The sequence below is a fragment of the Bordetella genomosp. 13 genome (genome assembly GCF_007679965.1).
GTDB lineage: Bacteria > Pseudomonadota > Gammaproteobacteria > Burkholderiales > Burkholderiaceae_B > Bordetella.
Genome location: NZ_VEHL01000004.1, coordinates 64,619 through 84,305, shown reverse-complemented (window position 1 = coordinate 84,305; position 19,687 = coordinate 64,619). Strand labels below are relative to the sequence as shown.

The following is a 19,687-nucleotide window of genomic DNA, read 5'->3' as shown; positions in this document are numbered from 1 at the left end:
GGGTATTTGCCGCAAAGAAATGGCGCGCCCCGGCGCGCCATTTTCATTGGCGCGTCAATGATTATCGACGCGACCCATTGGGCAGCCTACCGGCCGACCGGATATTCGATCTGCCGCTCGCTGCCGTTGTTGCCGGGAAAACCGTCGAATATGGCGCGCACCAGATAAGGCATGGCCCGCAAAAGATTGTCGCCGCGGCTCAGGGTATAGGACGACGAGCGATAGACTTCCGCCCCGCCGCGCTCGCGGTCGTGGATCTCGACATTCAGGCTATGGCGGAACGCCGGTTCCGGCACGTCGACCCATTCTGGGCCCCAGAAACCCGGTCCCCAGAAGCCGTAGCCCCAACGGCGCGGTCCGTAATAGCCGGGATAACCGCCATACATGTACGGATCGTAGGCCTGCCGCGTCATGACGGTGGTTTGCGACGTGCCGTAACTGTACGACACGGAGAACCGGGCCGGCTGGCCGGCGGCGGCCTCGACCAGGCCGGTGGCTCCAAGGCCGGCGCGCATCGTATCCCGGTAAGCCTGGTATTCGAGGTTGTTCGCCTGCTCGGGCGGCACCACGGCGAAGGCATAGCGCTGCCCTTCCACGCCCTGGGGCCAGCGCTGGAAGGACGTGACGTGCGTCGAGACAGTGGGCGCCGCGCAGCCGGCCAGCAGCACGCTGCCCAGCGCCAGAGACGCCCCGGCCATGCGCAGGCCGCGCGACCAGGAGAAGTGGGACATGACTTGATTCCTCCGCGCCCTGCTTGGGCGACATGCAGATACGACCGCGCGCAGTCTGGAAAGTTTTCGCGCGGCATGCCACTACAATAACCCGGTCTTCCCTCTGCATCCTGGAAAGCCCATGCGTACCGACATGCCCGTGACGATTTACCGCAAGGATTACCGGCCCTATCCGTACGCAATCCCGCAGGTGGCGCTGGAGTTCGACCTCGACCCGCAGACCACCACGGTGCGCTGCACCATGCAGGTCGAACGCCGTGCCGACGCGGCCCCCGACGCCGCGCTGCAACTGGACGGCGAAGCGCTCGAACTGGTGTCGCTGCTGGTCAACGGCCAGCCCTGGCCGGCCGAGCAATACACCGTCGGCGCCCACGTGCTGGCCATCTCCGGCCTGCCGGAACGCGCCGAGATCGAGACCGTCAGCCGCTGCCATCCGGCCGCCAATTCCACGCTGATGGGCCTGTACGTCTCCGGCGACAGCTTCTTCACGCAGTGCGAGGCCGAGGGCTTCCGGCGCATCACCTGGTTCGCCGACCGTCCCGACGTCATGTCGCGCTACCGCGTCACGCTGCGCGCGCCCGCCGCATACCCGCTGCTGCTGTCCAACGGCAATCTCATCTCCACGAGCCAACTGCCCGACGGCCGCGGCGAGGCCCAGTGGGAAGACCCCTTCCCCAAGCCCTGCTACCTGTTCGCGCTGGTGGCGGGCCGCCTGACTCACCGCGAGACCCGCGTCAACACGGCCTCGGGCCGCGAAGTGCTGCTGCAGGTCTATAGCGATCCCGGCTCGGAATCGCGCACGCAATGGGCGCTCGATTCGCTGGTGCGCGCGCTGCGCTGGGACGAAGCGCGTTTCGGCCTGGAACTGGACCTGGACCGCTTCATGGTGGTCGCCGTGCGCGACTTCAACATGGGCGCCATGGAAAACAAGGGCCTGAACATCTTCAACGCGGCCTACGTGCTGGCCGACGCCGACACCGCCACGGACGCCAACTACGAAGGCATCGAATCGGTCATCGGCCATGAATACTTCCACAACTGGACCGGCAACCGCGTCACCTGCCGAGACTGGTTCCAGCTCAGCCTGAAGGAAGGCCTCACCGTCTTCCGCGATCAGGAATTCAGCGCCGACATGATGGCGCGCGACCTCGATCCGGCCGCGGCCGCCAGCGCCCGCGCGGTCAAGCGCATCGACGACGTGGCCACGCTGCGCGCGGCGCAGTTCCCCGAGGATGCAGGCCCCATGGCGCATCCCATCCGTCCCGACAGCTACCAGGAGATCGGCAACTTCTACACCGCCACGGTGTACGAGAAGGGCTCGGAGGTCATCCGCATGCAGCACACGCTGCTGGGCGAGGAAGGCTTTCGCGCGGGCATGGACGAGTACTTCCGCCGCCACGACGGCCAGGCCGTCACCTGCGACGACTTCGTCGCCGCCATGGAATCGGTCTACGTCCGGCAGCATCCCGGGCGCGACCTGGAAGTGTTCCGCAACTGGTACCGCCAGGCCGGCACGCCGCGCGTGGCCGTCACGCTGGACTACGATGCCGCCGCGCAGCGCTGCACCGTGACGCTGGCGCAGCAGTGCCAGCCGGTGGGCGTCGAACGCCGCGCGGGCACAGCCGCCAAGCAGCCCTTCCACATTCCGTTCGCGCTGGGCCTGCTGGATCGCCAGGGCGAGCCCATCCTGCTGCGCCACGAGGGCCGCGAGCAGGAAACCGCCCTGCTCGAACTGACCACCGCGCGCCAGCAATGGGTCTTCGAGGGCGTGCCTTCGGCGCCCGTGCCGTCGCTGCTGCGCGGCTTCTCCGCGCCCGTCATCGTCGAGTACGGCTGGAGCGATGCCGACCTGGCGCTGCTGTCCGCGCACGACACCGATCCGTTCGCGCGCTGGGAGGCCGGCCAGGAGCTGGCCACGCGGCAGATCCTGGCGCTGGCCCGCCAGCACCAGACGGGCGACGCGCTGCACGCCGACGATGCCTTCGTCGAGGCCTGGCGCGCCCTGCTGACCGACCCGGCGCTGGATGCCGCATACCGGGCGCGCACGCTGACGCTGCCGTCCGAGAAGACGCTGGCCGAGCGCATGGCGCAGATCGATCCGCCGGCGCTGGCCGCCGCGCGCGACTACCTGCGCGCCGAACTGGGCCGCCGCCTGCACGCCGAATGGCGCGCCGCCTTCGACGCCAACCAGACGCCCGGCGAATACAGCCCCGCCCCCGGCCCCGCCGGCCGCCGCGCGCTGAAGAACCAGGCGCTGGCGCACCTGATGGCCGCCGGCCTCGACGGCGCGCAGGCGCTGGCTCAGCAGCAATATGCGTCCGCCGGCAACATGACCGACAGCATGGCCGCACTGTCGGCGCTGCTGAACTACGGCACGGGCGACGCTCCCGCGCAGGCGCTGGAGGCCTTCTACGAACGCTGGAAGAACGACCCGCTGGTGGTCGACAAGTGGTTCACGCTGCAGGCCACGTCGCGTTCTGCCACGGTGGAAACCGTGCGCGCGCTGATGCAGCACCCCGCCTTCACGCTGCGCAACCCCAACCGCGCCCGCGCCCTGGTGTTCCAGTTCTGCCTGAACAACGCACGCGGCATGCACCGCGCCGACGGCCAGGGCTATGCCTACTGGACGGAACAGGTCATCGCGCTGGACGCGCTGAATCCCGAGGTCGCCGCACGCCTGGCGCGCGCGCTGGACAACTGGTCGCGCTTCGTGCCGGCGCTGCGCCAGCCCATGCAGCAGGCGCTGCAGGCGGTCAGCGCGCATCCCGGGCTGTCGCGGAACGTATTGGAGATCACGTCGAAGGCTTTGGAGTTCGCGGCGCAGGGGTAAACGGGGCTTGGGCTGGGTGGTTGAGGTGGTGTTTCTTTTGAGGTGGTGTTTCTTCGTAGGGCGTCCTCGGCGGGGGTGGGGCACGCGGGCCGGCCAAGTCGTCGGGCTCGGGCGCGCCATCAGGCGCCCTCGGTCCCCTTCGGGGACTTCCCCTCCTCCAATTGGCCAGGCCGCGTGCCCCACCCCCGCCGAGGACTCACTGCAATGACATGCCCCGACCTGACGTCCGAGTCTCTGCGTCCTGCAAGCCCAGGACGTGAGGCGAGCGGTCAAGCCCAGGACGTGAAACGAGAGATCATTTGAACCAGAGACGTTGCGAGCCTGGGGAGGCCAATGGGGTCGAGCCGGCCAATTGGAGGCGGGGGAGTCCCGCGTAGCGGGACCGAGGGCGCCTGATGGCGCGCCCGAGCCGAACGACTTGGCCGGCTCGACCCCATTGGCATCCCCAGGCGCCTGAAGAACCCACCAGATTCACATCAAGAACACCAGACTCACCCGAATACCCCTCCACCGATCAAGACAGGAGAATCAATGAAACGCAAAACCCTCACTCAATACCTGGTCGAACAGCAGCGTTCGGCCGAACAGGTGCAGCCCGAGGTCCGGCTGCTCATCGAAGTGGTGGCGCGCGCCTGCAAGGCCATCAGCCACGCCGTCAGCAAGGGCGCGCTGGGCGGCGTGCTCGGCAGCCTGGAAAGCGAGAACGTCCAGGGCGAAGTGCAGAAGAAGCTGGACGTGCTGTCCAACGAGATCCTGCTGGAAGCCAACGAATGGGGCGGCCACCTGGCCGCCATGGCCTCTGAAGAGATGGAAACCGTCCATCCCATCCCGAACCGCTATCCCAAGGGCGAATACCTGCTGCTGTTCGATCCCCTGGACGGCTCGTCGAACATCGACGTCAACGTGTCGATCGGTACCATCTTCTCGGTGCTGCGCGCCCCGCACACCGTGGACGGCGCCACGCCCATCACCGAGCAGGACTTCCTGCAGCCGGGCAGCCAGCAGGTGGCTGCGGGCTACGCGGTGTACGGCCCGCAAAGCATGCTGGTGCTGACCGTGGGCAACGGCGTGGTGGGCTTCACGCTGGACCGCGAGATGGGTTCCTGGGTGCTGACGCACGAAAGCATGCGCGTGCCGGAAGACACCAAGGAGTTCGCCATCAACATGTCGAACATGCGCCACTGGGCGCCGCCGGTGCGCCGCTACATCGACGAATGCCTGGCCGGCACCACCGGCCCGCTGGGCAAGGACTACAACATGCGCTGGGTGGCCTCGATGGTCACCGACGTGCATCGCATCCTGACCCGCGGCGGTATCTTCATGTACCCCTGGGATGCCCGCGAACCGGGCAAGGCGGGCAAGCTGCGCCTGATGTACGAAGCCAACCCCATGAGCATGCTGATCGAGCAGGCGGGCGGCGCGGCCATCACCGGCACGCAGCGCATCCTGGACGTGCAGCCCGAGAAGCTGCACCAGCGCGTCAGCGTGATCCTGGGCTCGAAGAACGAAGTGGAGCGCGTGGGCAAGTACCACGCCGAGGCCGCCTCGAAGGCATGAAGACACAGGGCCCGCGGATCACGTCGGCGTGATCCGCGGGCCCTGGCCTTGCCGGGCGCGCACCGCAATGGGCGCGGCCCCATGGCCGGCGATGGCGCTGGCCGGACGTCGCGTCAGTCGACGTCCTCGATGGACTTCACGTCATCCTTGTTGACGCGGATGACGCGTCCACCCTGGTTGTATTCGTAGAAGCCGCTGTCGTCGTTGTACTTCGGCCGATCGGCGGTGGTGATCTGCGTACCGTCGTTCTTGTGGATGATGGTCGGCGTGGAGCAGCCGGCCAACACCGCCATGCTGGAGACGGCGATTACCATCATCAGGGTTTTCGGGCTCATAAAGCCTCCGTGTGTTGTCATGAGGGTGACTCCACTGTAGAGGCGGCCCGGCCTCGCTACCGTGACCGGATGTCTGGAAAATGTAAAGCCTGCCCGGGTATGTCAGGCCTTGTATCCCCGGCCCGGGGAATCCAAGGCCCGCGTACCGAAGTCTTACACTTTGGCGTGGTCTTCGATGTAGCGCCGCACCGACACCGTATCGCAATCCAGCACGGTGACGCGCTGCGGCAGCGACTCCAGGTTGGCGAGCGCGGCCGGCGGCGGCGCGGGCTGGCCCAGCGCGGCCTCGATGGTCTCGGAGAACTTGGCCGGCAGCGCGGTCTCCAGCACCAGCATGGGGATGCCCGGCTCGATGTACTGGCGCGCCACCTTCACGCCGTCGGCGGTGTGCGGGTCGATCAGCACGCCGCACGTGTCGTACGTGGACTTGATGGTGGACAGGCGGTCGGCATGCGTGCTTGCGCCCGCCACGAAGCCGTGGTCGGCGTCGAAGCGCGACAGCTGGTCCGAGAGATCGAACTGGCCGTCGCGTGCCAGGTCGGCCCACAGGGCCTTCACGCGCTCCGGATCGGCATCCACCAGGTCGTAGACGAAGCGCTCGAAGTTGGACGCGCGCGAGATGTCCATCGACGGGCTGGAGGTGGCGTAGGTCTGGGCCGGGGCGCGCGGACGATAGATGCCCGTCCGGAAGAATTCCTCCAGCACGTTGTTCTCGTTGGTGGCCAGCACCAGGCGGCGGATCGGCAGGCCCATGCGGCGGGCGATGTGGCCCGACAGGATGTTGCCGAAATTGCCCGAGGGCACGGCGAACGACACCTGCTGGCCGGCGCCGGTGGTGGCGGCCAGCCAGCCGCGGAAGTAGTACACCACCTGCGACGCGATGCGCGCCCAGTTGATGGAGTTGACCGCACCCAGGCGCCAGCGCGTCTTGAACTGCAGGTCGCTGGACAGGGCTTTGACGATGTCCTGGGCCTCGTCGAATACGCCATGCACGGCGATGTTGTGGATGTTCTCGTCCTGCAGCGAATACATCTGCGCACGCTGGAAGGCGCTCATGCGGCCGTGCGGCGACAGCATGAACACGGCCACGCCGCGCTTGCCGCGCAGGGCGTACTCGGCCGCGGACCCCGTGTCGCCGGATGTGGCGCCCAGGATGTTCAGCGTGGTGCCGCGGCGCGTGAGCACGTACTCGAAGACCTGGCCCAGGAACTGCATGGCCATGTCCTTGAAGGCCAGCGTGGGGCCCTCGGACAGGCCCAGCAGGTGCAGCCCGTCGGACAGCGGACGCAGCGGCACGATGTCCTCGCTGTTGAAGACGCCCTGGCGATAGGCCGCGCGGGTCAGGCCGCGCAGGTCGTCGGCCGGGATGTCGGTGGCGAAGCGCGACAGCACCTCGAACGCCAGGTCGGCGTACGACAGGCCGCGCCAGGATTCGAGCGTGGCCGCGTCGACGCGCGGCAGGGTCCCGGGCACGGCCAGGCCGCCGTCGGGCGCCAGGCCCTCGAGCAGGATGTCGGAGAAGGCTTGCGGGGCCATGCCGCCGCGGGTGGATACGTACTTCATGTCAGCCTCGCTGGGCAGCCCCGAAAGGCTGGCGCGCCCCTCGCGGGGCGCAAGACGGTTGAACGCGGGTCAGGCCAGGTGCTCGATGCGCAGGCGCGTGACCTTGGAACGGACGAAGGAGGTGGACTCGATGCTGGCGATGGCCTGGTCGACGTCCCCTTCCAGCGCCTCGTGCGTCAGGAAGATGAGATCGGCGCCGCCGATGTGCGACGGCTGCTGGATCATGGAGCCGATGGAGATGCCGCGGTCGGCAAGAATGCGCGCGATGTCGGCCAGCACGCCGGGCTGGTCGTCGACGCGCACGCGCAGGTAATAGGACGTGCTGACCTGCTCGATCGGCAGGATCTGCACGTCGGACAGCGCATCGGGCTGGAACGCCAGGTGCGGCACGCGGTTGCCCGGATCGGCGGTGTGCAGGCGGGTGACGTCGACCAGGTCGGCCACCACCGCCGAGGCGGTGGGCTCTTCGCCGGCGCCCTGGCCGTAGTACAGCGTCGGGCCCACGGCATCGCCGCGCACCAGCACCGCGTTCATCGCGCCCTCGACGTTGGCCAGCAGGCGCTCGGCGGGCACCAGGGCCGGATGCACGCGCAGCTCGATGCCCTCGGCGCGGCGTTTGGTGATGCCCAGCAGCTTGATGCGGTAGCCCAGCTTCTCGGCGTGGCCGATGTCTTCCTGGGCCAGCTGCGAGATGCCTTCGATGTGCGCGCGATTGAACTGCACCGGCACGCCGAAGGCCAGCGAAGCCAGCAGCGTCAGCTTGTGCGCGGCGTCCACGCCCTCGACGTCGAAGGTGGGATCGGCTTCGGCGTAGCCCAGGCGCTGGGCTTCGGCCAGCACGTCGGCGAACGGCAGGCCGCGTGTGCGCATCTCGGACAGGATGAAGTTGGTGGTGCCGTTGATGATGCCGGCCACCCACTGGATGCGATTGGCGGTGAGGCCCTCGCGGATGGCCTTGATGATGGGGATGCCGCCGGCCACGGCGGCTTCGAACGCAACCATCACGCCGCGCTCGGAGGCCGCGGCGAAGATCTCGTTGCCGTGCTTGGCCAGCAGCGCCTTGTTGGCGGTGACCACGTGCTTGCCCTGCGCGATGGCCTCGAGCACCAGCTCGCGCGCCAGCGTGTCGCCACCGATGAGTTCGACCACGATGTCGATCTGCGGATCGCGCACCAGCGCGTGGCCGTCGGTGGACACCTCGACGCCCTCGCCCACCTTGCTGCGGGCCTTCTCGACGTCGCGCACGGCGATGCGCGCGACCTCGATGCGGCGGCCCGCGCGGCGGGCGATTTCCTCGGCGTTGCGCGCCAGCACCGTCCAGGTGCCGCCGCCCACCACGCCCAGGCCCAGGAGGCCGACTCGCATCGGTTGCATGCCCTGCGCCGTGGGCGCGGAGGACTCGGAGTGTAGGGGTTGTACAGCCTGGATCATGGTTTAAGCCTCGTTGTCGCTGCGCGACCCTTCCCCGCGGGAAGGCGCGTGTCCTTCGGACGGCCGCGCGGACGCGCCCGGCAGTCCGTCCTTGCGGAACATTTCCTTGATGCCGCGCACCGCCTGGCGGGTGCGCTGCTCGTTCTCGATGAGCGCGAAGCGCACGTACTCGTCGCCGTATTCGCCGAAGCCCACGCCGGGCGAGACGGCGACCTTGGCCTCGGACAGCACGCGCTTGGCGAACTCGAGCGAGCCCATGGCGCGATAGGGCTCGGGGATGCGGGCCCATATGTACATCGAGGCCCTGGGCACCTCGACGTTCCAGCCTGCCTCGTGCAGGCCGCGCGCCAGCACGTCGCGGCGCGCCTTGTACTGCTCGACGACTTCGCTCACGCAGTCCTGCGGGCCCTCCAGCGCCGCGATGGACGCGACCTGGATGGGCGTGAAGGTGCCGTAGTCATGGTAGCTCTTGATGCGCGCCAGCGCATTGACCAGCTCGCGGTTGCCCACCATGTAGCCGATGCGCCAGCCGGCCATGTTGTAGCTCTTGCTCATGGTGAAGAACTCGACCGCGACCTCGCGCGCGCCGGGCACCTGCATGATGGACGGCGCCACGTAGCCGTCGAAGCAGATGTCGGCATAGGCCAGGTCGTGCACCACCAGGATGTCGTGCTCGCGCGCCAGCGCCACCACGCGCTCGAAGAACGCCAGGTCGACGCACTGCGCGGTGGGGTTGCTGGGAAAGCCCAGGATCATCATCTTGGGCTTGGGAATGGATTCGCGCACCGCGCGCTCCAGTTCCTCGAAGAAGTCCACGCCCGGCGTCATGCGCACCGAACGGATGTTGGCGCCGGCGATGACCGCGCCGTAGATGTGGATGGGATAGCTGGGATTGGGCACCAGCACCGTGTCGCCCTGGTCGAGCGTGGCCAGCATCAGGTGCGCCAGGCCTTCCTTCGAGCCGATGGTGACGATGGCTTCGGAGTCGGGATCGAACTGGACGTCGTAGCGGCGCTGGTACCAGTCGCAGATGGCCTTGCGCAGCCGCGGAATGCCCTTGGACACCGAATAGCCATGCGTGGTGGGCCGCATGGAGGCCTCGACCAGCTTGTCGACGATGTGCTTGGGCGTGGCGCCGTCGGGGTTGCCCATGGACATGTCGATGATGTCCTCGCCGCGGCGGCGCGCCGCCATCTTGAGCTCGGCCGTGATGTTGAACACGTACGGCGGCAGGCGCTCGATGCGGGAGAACTTCCTCATGGTGGGGACCGGTCCTGAAAATGGGGCGGGAAGAGAACGAGGGCGCGCGGGAATATTCGCGGGCAAACCCTGTAATCTATCGTAAGCACGGCTGGGCGGCAAATAGGAACAAGCCGTCCCCGCCCCCTTAATTCCCCTGCGGCGCCGCGCCATGCGATGCGCTATCATCGAACCGTCTAGCGGAGTTTTTATTGAAGCTGCATAACGATCCTGCGATGGCGCTCAATACCGTCACCGCCTATGGTGAAGGCTATATCGAGGTCAACCAGGTACGCTTTTCCCATTCGGTAGCCTTCGGCCCCGAAGGCGCGGTCGCCGAATGGCCGGCCAGATCGCCGGCCGACATCACCTCCGCGCTTCTCCAGCAGGCCGCCGGCATCTCGCTGGCCGCGCGCGACCCGATGTCCTTCCTGGACGAGCCCGAGCACAACGCGCCCGCCCGCCCCGCCAATGCGCCGGAAGTGCTGCTCATCGGCACGGGCCGTCGCCAGCGCATGCTGCCGCCCGAGGTCCTGCGCCCGCTGCTGGCCGCCGGCATCGGGGTCGAGGCCATGGATACCGAAGCCGCCGCCCGTACCTACAACATCCTGATGGCTGAAGGACGGCGCGTGGTCGTCGCCCTGATCCCCACCGACGGAGCCTCTTCCTGATGACCGCCCTGATAGGCAAGCCCGCGCCGCTGTTCGTCGCCGAAAGCACGATCGGGCCGCTGTCCCTCGAGCAATGCCGCGGCCGCGCCGTGATCCTGTACTTCTATCCCAAGGACAACACGCCCGGCTGCACCACCGAGAGCCAGGACTTCCGCGACGCGCACGGCGAGTTCCTCGCCTCCAGCACGGTGGTCATCGGCATCTCGCGCGACTCGCTCAAGTCCCACGAGAATTTCCGCGTCAAGTACGACCTGCCCTTTCCGCTGATCGCCGACACGGACGAGAACGTCTGCAACCTGTATGGCGTCATCAAACAGAAGAACATGTACGGCAAGCTGGTGCGCGGAATCGAGCGCAGCACCTTCCTGGTCGACGCCTACGGCGTGCTGGTGCAGGAGTGGCGCGGCGTGAAGGTCCCCAACCATGCCAAGGAGGTCCTGCAGGCCGCCCGCAGCATCGGCTGACGTTCCCCGCAGCAACCCGCAGGTCCCGTTTTCCAGGTCTCGTAGCCGCCCAGGGCCCATAGCCCACACAGGAGAGTGATGCGTATGCCGCTTCCGAAGTTGCCCACCCGCCCCGCAGCCATCCTGACCTTCCCGAAGGGCGAAGCCGCCCGAGCATCCGTCCGTACCGAGAAACCCGCTGCCGCCGGCAATCTGTCTGTGCAACCCGAACTGGCCGGCATGGCCGCGCTGCGCGCCCCCGTCGAGGACGACGAGGTGCTCGAGGCGCTGGACATGCCGGCCACCGTTCCGGCCCAGAAGCCGGCCAGGCCCGCCACCGCGCGGCAGCCCGCCGCGCCGCGCGCCGGCAAGGCGCAGGCGCCGGCTGCCCCGTCCGCCGCGACGCCCGCGGCCGCCCCGCGCAAGTCGAAGACGGCCGCGCAATCGGCCGTGCGCAAGCTGTTCGTGCTGGACACCAACGTGCTGCTGCACGACCCCAGCTCGCTGTTCCGCTTCGAGGAGCACGACATCTTCCTGCCGATGATGACGCTGGAAGAGCTCGACCACCAGAAGAAGGGCATGTCCGAGGTGGCGCGCAACGCCCGCCAGGTCAGCCGTTCTCTGGATTCGCTGGTGCAGGACATCTCCAACCTGGACGACGGCCTGCCGCTGTCCGCGCTGGGCAACAAGGACGCCACCGGCCGCCTGATGTTCCAGACCACGGCCATCCACAGCACCCTGCCCGCCGACCTGCCCATGGGCAAGGCCGACAACCAGATCCTGGGCGTGGTGCGCGCCCTGCAGGAGAAGTATCCGCAGCGCGAGGTCGTGCTGGTGTCCAAGGACATCAACATGCGCCTGAAGGCGCGCGCGCTGGGCATGCTGGCCGAGGACTACTACAACGACCACGTCCTGGAAGACAGCGACCTGATGTACACGGGCGTGATGCAGCTGCCCGAGGACTTCTGGAACCGCCACGGCAAGGACGTCGAGTCGTGGCAGCAGGGCGGCACGACGTTCTACCGCATCCGCGGCCCGCTGTGCTCGCAGTTCATGGTCAACCAGTTCGTGTTCTTCGAAGGCCAGATGCCGCTGTACGCGCAGGTGCGCGAGGTCAGCGGCAAGACGGCCGTGCTGGCCACGCTGCGCGACTACACGCACGGCAAGAACAACGTCTGGGGCATCACCGCGCGCAACCGCGAACAGAACTTCGCGCTGAACCTGCTGATGAATCCCGAGTGCGACTTCATCTCGCTGCTGGGCCAGGCGGGCACCGGCAAGACGCTGCTGGCCCTGGCCGCCGGCATCACCCAGGTGCTGGAGACCAAGCGCTACACCGAAATCATCATGACCCGCGTCACGGTACCGGTGGGCGAGGACATCGGCTTCCTGCCGGGCACCGAGGAAGAGAAGATGATGCCCTGGATGGGCGCGCTCGAGGACAACCTCGACGTGCTCAACATGGGCGACGGCGAAGGCAGCGGCGACTGGGGCCGCGCGGCCACGATGGACCTGATCCGTTCGCGCATCAAGGTGAAGTCGCTGAACTTCATGCGAGGCCGCACCTTCCTGAACAAGTACCTGATCATCGACGAGGCGCAGAACCTGACGCCCAAGCAGATGAAGACGCTGGTCACGCGCGCGGGCCCGGGCACCAAGGTGGTCTGCCTGGGCAACGTGGCGCAGATCGACACGCCCTACCTCACCGAGGGCAGTTCGGGCCTGACCTTCGTGGTCGACCGCTTCAAGGGCTGGCCGCACGCGGGGCATATCACCCTGCAGCGCGGCGAACGCTCGCGCCTGGCCGACTACGCGGGCGACGTGCTGTAGCCATGGGCCACGACGCGCCCGTCGGCTTCACCATGGGCGATGCCGCGGGCATCGGGCCGGAGATCATCGTCAAGGCGTATGCCCAGGGACTGGGGGCGCCGACGGTGGTCTACGGCGATGCCGGCGCGCTGCGCCGCGCGGCGCAGCTGCTGGGCGCCCGCGTCGAGGTGGTCGAGATCGACTCGGTGCGCCGGGCCCGCTGCGAGGCGGGACGCCTCGAGGTCGTGGCATGTCATACCGCCCTGCCCGCCGACCTGCCCGTGGGCAAGGTCAGCGCGGCGGCCGGCGCGGCGGCCTATGCCTATCTTTGCGCCGCCATCGACGACGCCCAGGCCGGCGCGCTGCGCGCCATCGTCACGGCGCCGCTGAACAAGCATTCCATGCACCTGGCCGGAATCGACCAGCCGGGCCATACCGAGATCCTGGCCGAAAAGTCGCACACCGCCGACTACGCGATGATGCTGGCCAATGACGAGCTGCGCGTGCTGCTGGTCACCATCCACGTGGCGCTGGCGGACGTGCCCGCACGCATCACGCCCGCGGCCGAGGCGCGTGCCATCCGGCTGGCCGACCGCGCCTGCCGCCAGATGGGCATCGCCCGGCCGCGCATCGCCGTGGCGGGACTGAATCCCCATGCGGGCGAGGACGGCAAGTTCGGCCGCGAGGACATCGACGTCATCGCGCCCGCCATCGCGCAGGCCCGCGCGGAAGGACTGGACGCCTCGGGCCCCTGGCCCGGCGACACCATCTTCATGCGAGCGCGCCGCGGCGAGTTCGACATCGTGGTCGCGCAATATCACGACCAGGGGCTGATCCCCGTGAAGTACCTGGGCGTGGACCACGGGGTGAACGTCACCGTGGGGCTGCCCTTCGTGCGCACCAGCGTCGACCACGGCACGGCGTTCGACATCGCCTGGCAAGGCGTGGCGGACCATGCCTCGCTGGTGGCGGCGTTCGACCTGGCGCTGGCGATGACGCCGCGGGACTGAACGCGTCCTTCCCATCCGCCAGGCCGGCAAGCGGGCAAAGCCAGCGCGTGGCCAGGCCGCGCCCGCAGCCAGGCCCTTCCTCCCGAACCTAGCCCTTCGCCGCCGGGCTCTCCTCCTGATACTCGGGGCTCTGCAGCACGTGGTACTGATGCTGGATACGCGCCTGGTCCAGCCGCGCGCCGGCGCGGATCGCATCGCGGATGGCCGACTCCTTGCGCGTGATGTCCTCGGCCACGTCCAGCAGCACGTCTTCATGGCTGCGCGGCAGCACCACCACGCCGTCGGCGTCGCCGCGCACGATGTCGCCAGGATTGACCACCACCCCGCCGATGGTGACGGGCACCTGCAGGGCCTTGAGCTGGATGCGGCCCTTGCCGGTGCGCATCCACCAGTCGCGGCTGAAGATGGGATAGCCGATGCTGCGCGACAGCGCGACGTCGCGGCAGTTGCCGTCGATCAGCGTGCCGGCCATGCCGCGGCGGTGCGCCATCTCGGTCAGGATGTTGCCCCAGGTGCCGACGTCGTCGCGGCCCCGGTTGTCGATGACGATGATGCTGCCCGGCTCGACGTCGTCGATGAATTCGCCGACGTGGCCCTCGCTGGTGGTGGCGGGTTCGTACTGCACGGTATAGGCCCGGCCCGTCATGCGGAAGGACGGATCGCGCGGCTTGATCTTGTAGCATTGGCCTGCGATGGACAGGCGGTCCAGCGCATCGCTGAGCGAAGCGCAGTCGAGTTCGGCCGCGCGCGCGACATTGCGGTCTTGGGTAGTCATGGCTGTTTCCCGGAAAGAAGAAGAAGAGGCGGTCAGTCGACCTTGATGTTGGCGTTGCGGATGACGGGCTGCCACCGCGCGATGTCGGCGTCGACCTGGCGCGCGAGATCTGCCGGCGACAGATAGCTGGGCGAGGCGCCCGCGGCGTCCAGCGACTTCGCCACCGCGGGGTCCTTCAAGGCGTCGTTCACGGCGGCGGACAGTTTGTCGATGACGGGCTGGGGCGTCTTGGCAGGCGCGAAGAAGGCCACCCAGGCTTCCAGCTCGAAACCGGGGAAGCCGGCCTCGGCCGCGGTAGGCACGTCGGGCAACAGCGGCGAACGCGTCTTGCTGGCCACCGCCAGCGCGCGCAGCTTGCCGGCCTTGATGAAGCTGGCCACCGAAGGCAGCGTGGCGACGATGCTCTCGACGTTGCCGGCCAGCACGTCCTGCACCGCGGGACCCGCGCCCTTGTACGGCACGTGCACCACCTGGATCTGGTTGGTCTGCTTGAAGAGCTCCATGCCCACGTGCGGCACCGAGCCGTTGCCCGACGTGGCGTAGTTCAGCTTGCCCGGATGGGAGCGCGCGTAGTCCACGTACTCCTTCAGCGTACTCACGGGCACCGAGGGATGCACCGCCACGACGTGCGGCGACACCACCAGCATGGCGACCGGGGAGAAGTCGCGCACCGGGTCCCAGTCGATGTTCTTGAACATCACGGGATTGCCGACGTGAAACATGGAATAGCCCGACAGCAGCGTGTAGCCGTCGGGATGGGCGCGGGCCACGCTGTTGGCGGCGATGTTGCCGCTGGCGCCGGGACGATTCTCGACGACGATGGTCTGGCCCAGGCGCTTGGACATGGCCGGCGTGATGATGCGGGTGACCTGGTCGATGATGCCGGCCGGCGGCACGGGCACGGTGACGACGATGGGGCGTTCGGGGAATTCCGCCAGGGCGGAGGCGGAAATGAGCAGGCCGAGCGAGGCAGCGGCGGCGCGCGCGTATCGAATCATGAGGGGTGTCTCCTGTGGTACCGTTGGGTGTTTTTGTAGACGGCAGTAATAATCTACATGCCCCTCGTAATTACACAAGTCTCCGAATCTGCGGATATCGCTGCCGCCGGCCGTCCCAGCAACACGCCGGAACGCATCCGTGTCCTCATCGAACGGGAAATCGAGCGCGGGCACCTGGCGCCGGGCGCCGCGCTGGACGAGAAGGCGCTGGCGCGCACCTATGCGGTGTCCCGCACCCCCGTGCGCGAGGCCCTGCTGATGCTGGCGGCGCAGAAACTGGTGAACATCGTGCCGCGCCTGGGCACCTTCGTGCACCGGCCGGCGGCCGACGAACTGATCGCGCTGCTGGAGTACCTGGGCGAGGCGGAAGGCGTGGCGGCGCGGCTGGCGGCCAGCCGCATGGCGCCGGAGCAGCGTGCCCGGCTGCGCGCCCTGCACGAGCACTGCGCCGAGCTATCGCAGCGCGGCGACCGCGTGGGCTACGAGGCCGCCAACCTGCAGTTGCACGACGCCGTGCACCAGGGCGGGGGCAACGCCGTCATCGTCGAGCAGATCGTGGGCGCACGCCGCCGCCTGGCCAGCTTCCGCCGCAATGTCTTCGACCGCCCCGGCCGGCTGCAAGCCTCGCATGCCGAACACGGACCGATCGTCGACGCCGTTTGCGCCGGCGATGCCCAGGCCGCCGCCGATGCCATGCGCGACCACATCATCGGCAAGGGCAAGGCCTATGCCGACCTGGTTCTTGCAAATGGCTGAACGCCAATGCCCGCGCGGCTGCGCGCCCTGTGCCGCCGCGCACGTGCCACTACAATAGTCGCGCCCTTTTTCTGTCTCTCTGGCCTCATCCCATGTCACGCCTCACCCGCTTTTTGCCGGATCGCTTCACCCTCCTGCTGATCACCGTCGTCATCATCGCAAGCCTGCTGCCCGCGCATGGGCAAGGCATCGTCATCTTCGGCTGGATCACGAACCTTGCCGTCGCGCTGCTGTTCTTCCTGCATGGCGCGCGCCTGTCGCGCGAAGCCATCGTGGCCGGCATCACGCACTGGCGCCTGCACGCCACGATCTTCACCGCCACGTTCATCATGTTTCCGCTGCTGGGCCTGCTGCTCAAGCCCGTGCTGGAACCGCTGGTCACGCCCGAGCTGTACCTGGGCGTGCTGTTCCTGTGCTGCCTGCCCGCCACGGTGCAATCGGCCATCGCCTTCACGTCGATGGCGCGCGGCAACGTGCCCGCCGCGGTGTGCAGCGCCTCCGCATCCAGCCTGCTGGGCATTTTCCTGACCCCGCTGCTGGTGGGCACGGTGATCGCCCAGGCCGCCAGCGCGCCCATCTCGTTCGACGCGGTGGGCAAGATCATGCTGCAACTGCTGCTGCCCTTCGTGCTGGGCCAGCTGCTGCGCCCGTGGATCGGCGCGTGGGTCACCAAGCGCCGCGCGATGCTGAAGTGGGTGGACCAGGGCTCGATCCTGCTGGTGGTCTACACGGCGTTCTCCGAGGCCGTCAACGAAGGCCTGTGGCAGAAGACGCCCGTGCCGGCGCTGCTGGGCCTGGTGGTGTGCTGCGCGGTGATTCTGGCGCTGGCCCTGCTGGGCTCGCAGCTGCTGGGCAAGGTCTTCGGCTTCAACCTGCCCGACCGCATCACGCTGCTGTTCTGCGGCTCGAAGAAGAGCCTGGCCAGCGGCATTCCCATGGCCCAGGTCATCTTCGCCGGCCAGGCGGTGGGCGCCATCGTGCTGCCGCTGATGCTGTTCCACCAGATCCAGCTGATGGTGTGCGCGGTGCTGGCCGCGCGCTACGGCCGCCGCCCCGACGGCGACGACGAATAAAGGTCGGCGACGGCCGGCCTTCGGGCCGGTCTGGCCGCCGCATGCGAAAAGGCCATGGCTCGCGCCATGGCCTTTTGCTTTGCAGCCCAGTGCGGGCTGGCGTCAGTACTGCGGCGCCGCCGTGTAGTTCAGGAAGCGCGTGCTCATGCCCTGGAAGGTCAGGCGCACGGTGCCGATGGGGCCGTTACGCTGCTTGCCGATGATGATCTCGGCCGTGCCCTTGTCCGGCGAGTCGGGGTTGTAGACCTCGTCGCGATAGATGAACAGGATCACGTCCGCGTCCTGTTCGATGGCGCCCGATTCGCGCAGGTCGCTCATCACGGGCCGCTTGTTGGGCCGCTGTTCCAGGCTTCGGTTCAGCTGCGACAGGGCGATCAGCGGGCAGTTCAGCTCTTTGGCCAGGCCCTTGAGGGAGCGGCTGATTTCCGACACTTCGGTGGCCCGGTTCTCGCCCGAGCCGTTGCCCGACATCAGTTGCAGGTAGTCGATGATGATCAGGCCCAGCTGGCCGCACTGGCGTGCCAGCCGGCGCGCGCGCGCGCGCACTTCCATCGAACTGAGCGCGGGCGTCTCGTCGATGTAGACCTGCGCGTCCTGCATCAGCTGCACCGCGTGGGTGACGCGCGGCCAGTCTTCGGCGATCAGCTTGCCGGTGCGCATGCGGTGCTGGTCCAGCATGCCGACCGAGCCCAGCATACGCATGGCCAGCTGCACCGCGCCCATTTCCATGGAGAACACGGCCACGGGCAGGCCCTGCTCGATGGCGACGTGCTCGCCGATGTTCATCGAGAACGAGGTCTTGCCCATGGAAGGACGGCCAGCCACGATGATGAGGTCGCCGCCCTGCAGGCCGGAGGTCATCTTGTCCAGGTCGTCGAAGCCCGTGGGCACGCCAGTCACGTCGGAGGTGCTGTCGCGGTGATAGAGCTCGTCGATGCGCTCGACCACCTGGCTGAGCAGCGGCTGGATCTCCTGGAAGCCAGCGGAGCCCCGCTCGCTTTCCTGGGATATCTTGAACACCTTGGACTCGGCCTCGTCCAGCAGCTGGCGCGCCTCCTTGCCCTGGGGGTTGAAGGCGGTGGACGAGATCTCGTCGGCGATCGACACCAGCTTGCGCAGCATGGAGCGCTCGCGCACGATTTCCGCGTAGCGGCGGATGTTGGCCGCCGACGGCGTATTGTGCGCCAGCGCGTTGATGTAGGCCAGGCCGCCGACGTCTTCCGACTTGCCGGCGCTGTGCAGCGATTCGTTGACGGTGATGACGTCGGCCGGACGCGCCAGGCCGATCAGGCGCGCGATGTGATGCCAGATCAGCTGGTGGTCGTGGCGGTAGAAATCGTCCTCGATCAGGACGTCGGCGATGCGGTCCCAGGCCGCATTGTCCAGCAGCAGTCCGCCCAGGACGGCCTGTTCGGCCTCGACCGAGTGAGGCGGAACGCGCAGGTATTCAAGCTGGGGATCGGCGGGAGTATTCATGGATGCAATAGTAACCCTGGGCGGCGGACGCGGGACGGGCGCGAAGGCGGCGGGCCACGCCGTTGCGGCGGGCGGCGGGACGCTGCGGCGGCCACGCGGAAGACGCAAAGAAAAAAGCCGGCACAGGCCGGCTTGAGGTCGAAGCCGGGGCCGTCTGCTGACCCCGGTTCGAAACTGCGAGGGACAGGCTCAGGCCATGTCGCCTTCGACTTGCACGTTGATGTCGACCAGCACGTCGGGGTGCAGCGACACTTGCAGCGGGTACTCGCCGACGGCCTTCAGGTGGCCGTTGGGCAGGCGCACTTGCGCCTTTTCGATGCCATCGAAACCCGACTTGCGCAGGGCTTCGGCGATGTCGGCGTTGGTGACCGAACCGAACAGGCGGCCGTCGACGCCGGCCTTCTGGTTGATCTTCAGCTGGTAGCCGTTGACGCGCTCGCCCAGGGCCTGGGCGGCGGCCAGCTTCTCGGCCTGGATCTTTTCCAGTTCGGCGCGGCGGGCTTCGAATTCCTTCAGCGCGGCGTCGGTGGCGCGGCGCGCCATCTTCTGCGGGATCAGGAAGTTGCGGGCATAGCCGTCGCGCACGCGCACGACTTCGCCGAGGTTGCCCAGGTTGACGACTTTCTCGAGCAGGATAACTTGCATGTCAGCGCCCCGGATTAGTTATGGTTGTCGGTGTAGGCCAGCAGGGCCAGGAAACGGGCGCGCTTAACGGCCGTATCCAGTTGGCGCTGATAGATCGCACGGGTGCCGGTCAGGCGGGCCGGGATGATCTTGCCGTTTTCTTGCACGAAGTCGCGCAGGGTGTCGAGATCCTTGTAGTCGATCTCTTCGACGCCGGCAGCGGTGAAGCGGCAGAACTTGCGACGCTTGAAGAGCGGGTTCTGCTGCGTGAATTTGCGTTTTTCCTTGCGTTTTCCGAAAGCCATGATGTGCCTTTAGTTTGCTTGGGCGGAGAGCGCCGTATCGGCCGTCTCGCCTGCCCTGATC

The 19,687-nt window shown here is 67.8% G+C and carries 18 protein-coding genes; 8 read left to right on the top strand and 10 right to left on the bottom strand.

Annotation, left to right across the window (positions count from 1 at the left end):
• Nucleotides 1-86: 86 nt before the first annotated feature.
• Nucleotides 87-731 carry a DUF4136 domain-containing protein gene (locus tag FS845_RS11720; protein ID WP_144634836.1) on the bottom strand — a complete coding sequence of 215 codons (645 nt, stop codon included), beginning with the start codon at nt 729-731 and terminating at the stop codon, nt 87-89.
• Nucleotides 732-852: 121 nt separating this feature from the next.
• On the opposite strand from FS845_RS11720, the gene pepN reads away from it, so the two are divergent.
• Nucleotides 853-3,561: an aminopeptidase N gene (pepN, locus tag FS845_RS11715; protein WP_144634833.1), complete on the top strand. Its 2,709-nt coding sequence runs from the start codon at nt 853-855 to the stop codon at nt 3,559-3,561.
• Between the two features lie 531 nt (nt 3,562-4,092).
• Entirely contained in the window at nt 4,093-5,118 is a 1,026-nt protein-coding gene (locus FS845_RS11710) for a class 1 fructose-bisphosphatase (protein ID WP_144634830.1), read from the top strand.
• Nucleotides 5,119-5,231: 113 nt separating this feature from the next.
• Here the strand turns inward: FS845_RS11710 and FS845_RS11705 are convergent, their stop codons facing one another.
• The 4 genes from FS845_RS11705 to alaC all read right to left on the bottom strand — a co-directional run bounded on the left by FS845_RS11705 (nt 5,232) and on the right by alaC (nt 9,707).
• Complete coding sequence (locus tag FS845_RS11705) at nt 5,232-5,453, bottom strand: YgdI/YgdR family lipoprotein (protein ID WP_144634827.1); 222 nt, start codon at nt 5,451-5,453, stop codon at nt 5,232-5,234.
• A 153-nt stretch (nt 5,454-5,606) separates the two neighbouring features.
• On the bottom strand, nt 5,607-7,016 hold the full coding sequence (thrC, locus tag FS845_RS11700) for a threonine synthase (protein WP_144634824.1): 1,410 nt from the start codon (nt 7,014-7,016) through the stop codon (nt 5,607-5,609).
• A gap of 69 nt (nt 7,017-7,085) precedes the next feature.
• Nucleotides 7,086-8,390: a homoserine dehydrogenase gene (locus tag FS845_RS11695; RefSeq protein ID WP_144634821.1), complete on the bottom strand. Its 1,305-nt coding sequence runs from the start codon at nt 8,388-8,390 to the stop codon at nt 7,086-7,088.
• 60 nt (nt 8,391-8,450) lie between these two features.
• Nucleotides 8,451-9,707 carry an alanine transaminase gene (gene alaC, locus FS845_RS11690; protein ID WP_144634818.1) on the bottom strand — a complete coding sequence of 419 codons (1,257 nt, stop codon included), beginning with the start codon at nt 9,705-9,707 and terminating at the stop codon, nt 8,451-8,453.
• Nucleotides 9,708-9,898: 191 nt separating this feature from the next.
• Between alaC and FS845_RS11685 the strand changes: the two genes are divergently transcribed.
• From FS845_RS11685 to pdxA, 4 genes are all read left to right on the top strand, one after another.
• On the top strand, nt 9,899-10,357 hold the full coding sequence (locus tag FS845_RS11685) for an Mth938-like domain-containing protein (protein ID WP_144634815.1): 459 nt from the start codon (nt 9,899-9,901) through the stop codon (nt 10,355-10,357).
• Complete coding sequence (locus FS845_RS11680; RefSeq protein WP_144634812.1) at nt 10,357-10,821, top strand: peroxiredoxin; 465 nt, start codon at nt 10,357-10,359, stop codon at nt 10,819-10,821. The genes FS845_RS11685 and FS845_RS11680 overlap by 1 nt, the downstream gene beginning before the upstream one ends.
• Before the next feature lie 84 nt (nt 10,822-10,905).
• A complete protein-coding gene (locus FS845_RS11675) occupies nt 10,906-12,630 on the top strand; it encodes a PhoH family protein (protein WP_144634809.1) in 1,725 nt (574 codons plus the stop codon).
• Nucleotides 12,631-12,632: 2 nt separating this feature from the next.
• Complete coding sequence (pdxA, locus tag FS845_RS11670) at nt 12,633-13,619, top strand: 4-hydroxythreonine-4-phosphate dehydrogenase PdxA (RefSeq protein ID WP_144634806.1); 987 nt, start codon at nt 12,633-12,635, stop codon at nt 13,617-13,619.
• Between the two features lie 88 nt (nt 13,620-13,707).
• Here pdxA and FS845_RS11665 read toward each other — a convergent pair whose 3' ends face one another.
• Both FS845_RS11665 and FS845_RS11660 read right to left on the bottom strand, forming a co-directional pair.
• Entirely contained in the window at nt 13,708-14,394 is a 687-nt protein-coding gene (locus FS845_RS11665) for an RraA family protein (RefSeq protein WP_144634803.1), read from the bottom strand.
• 32 nt (nt 14,395-14,426) lie between these two features.
• Entirely contained in the window at nt 14,427-15,392 is a 966-nt protein-coding gene (locus FS845_RS11660) for a Bug family tripartite tricarboxylate transporter substrate binding protein (RefSeq protein ID WP_144634800.1), read from the bottom strand.
• 57 nt (nt 15,393-15,449) lie between these two features.
• Between FS845_RS11660 and FS845_RS11655 the strand changes: the two genes are divergently transcribed.
• Together FS845_RS11655 and FS845_RS11650 are read left to right on the top strand one after the other, a co-directional pair.
• Entirely contained in the window at nt 15,450-16,148 is a 699-nt protein-coding gene (locus FS845_RS11655) for a GntR family transcriptional regulator (protein ID WP_144634796.1), read from the top strand.
• Between the two features lie 92 nt (nt 16,149-16,240).
• Entirely contained in the window at nt 16,241-17,221 is a 981-nt protein-coding gene (locus tag FS845_RS11650; RefSeq protein WP_144634793.1) for a bile acid:sodium symporter family protein, read from the top strand.
• A 102-nt stretch (nt 17,222-17,323) separates the two neighbouring features.
• Here the strand turns inward: FS845_RS11650 and FS845_RS11645 are convergent, their stop codons facing one another.
• The 3 genes from FS845_RS11645 to rpsR all read right to left on the bottom strand — a co-directional run bounded on the left by FS845_RS11645 (nt 17,324) and on the right by rpsR (nt 19,629).
• The gene (locus FS845_RS11645) at nt 17,324-18,697 is read right to left on the bottom strand and encodes a replicative DNA helicase (RefSeq protein WP_144634790.1); all 1,374 of its coding nucleotides are present in this window, start codon (nt 18,695-18,697) and stop codon (nt 17,324-17,326) included.
• A 189-nt stretch (nt 18,698-18,886) separates the two neighbouring features.
• Nucleotides 18,887-19,342, bottom strand: coding sequence for a 50S ribosomal protein L9 (gene rplI, locus FS845_RS11640; RefSeq protein ID WP_144634785.1), 456 nt, complete (start codon nt 19,340-19,342; stop codon nt 18,887-18,889).
• Nucleotides 19,343-19,356: 14 nt separating this feature from the next.
• Complete coding sequence (gene rpsR / locus FS845_RS11635) at nt 19,357-19,629, bottom strand: 30S ribosomal protein S18 (RefSeq protein ID WP_144634783.1); 273 nt, start codon at nt 19,627-19,629, stop codon at nt 19,357-19,359.
• Nucleotides 19,630-19,687: the final 58 nt, after the last annotated feature.

Excerpts from the sequence above, each read along its gene's own strand:
- FS845_RS11650 (WP_144634793.1), top strand. The coding sequence starts at position 16,241 with ATGTCACGCCTCACCCGCTTTTTGCCGGATCGCTTCACCCTCCTGCTG.
- FS845_RS11710 (WP_144634830.1), top strand. The coding sequence starts at position 4,093 with ATGAAACGCAAAACCCTCACTCAATACCTGGTCGAACAGCAGCGTTCG.
- FS845_RS11705 (WP_144634827.1), bottom strand. The coding sequence starts at position 5,453 with ATGAGCCCGAAAACCCTGATGATGGTAATCGCCGTCTCCAGCATGGCG.
- FS845_RS11695 (WP_144634821.1), bottom strand. The coding sequence starts at position 8,390 with ATGCAACCGATGCGAGTCGGCCTCCTGGGCCTGGGCGTGGTGGGCGGC.
- rplI (WP_144634785.1), bottom strand. The coding sequence starts at position 19,342 with ATGCAAGTTATCCTGCTCGAGAAAGTCGTCAACCTGGGCAACCTCGGC.
- FS845_RS11675 (WP_144634809.1), top strand. The coding sequence starts at position 10,906 with ATGCCGCTTCCGAAGTTGCCCACCCGCCCCGCAGCCATCCTGACCTTC.
- thrC (WP_144634824.1), bottom strand. The coding sequence starts at position 7,016 with ATGAAGTACGTATCCACCCGCGGCGGCATGGCCCCGCAAGCCTTCTCC.
- FS845_RS11665 (WP_144634803.1), bottom strand. The coding sequence starts at position 14,394 with ATGACTACCCAAGACCGCAATGTCGCGCGCGCGGCCGAACTCGACTGC.
- FS845_RS11655 (WP_144634796.1), top strand. The coding sequence starts at position 15,450 with ATGCCCCTCGTAATTACACAAGTCTCCGAATCTGCGGATATCGCTGCC.
- FS845_RS11645 (WP_144634790.1), bottom strand. The coding sequence starts at position 18,697 with ATGAATACTCCCGCCGATCCCCAGCTTGAATACCTGCGCGTTCCGCCT.
- pepN (WP_144634833.1), top strand. The coding sequence starts at position 853 with ATGCGTACCGACATGCCCGTGACGATTTACCGCAAGGATTACCGGCCC.
- FS845_RS11660 (WP_144634800.1), bottom strand. The coding sequence starts at position 15,392 with ATGATTCGATACGCGCGCGCCGCCGCTGCCTCGCTCGGCCTGCTCATT.
- pdxA (WP_144634806.1), top strand. The coding sequence starts at position 12,633 with ATGGGCCACGACGCGCCCGTCGGCTTCACCATGGGCGATGCCGCGGGC.
- alaC (WP_144634818.1), bottom strand. The coding sequence starts at position 9,707 with ATGAGGAAGTTCTCCCGCATCGAGCGCCTGCCGCCGTACGTGTTCAAC.
- FS845_RS11720 (WP_144634836.1), bottom strand. The coding sequence starts at position 731 with ATGTCCCACTTCTCCTGGTCGCGCGGCCTGCGCATGGCCGGGGCGTCT.
- FS845_RS11680 (WP_144634812.1), top strand. The coding sequence starts at position 10,357 with ATGACCGCCCTGATAGGCAAGCCCGCGCCGCTGTTCGTCGCCGAAAGC.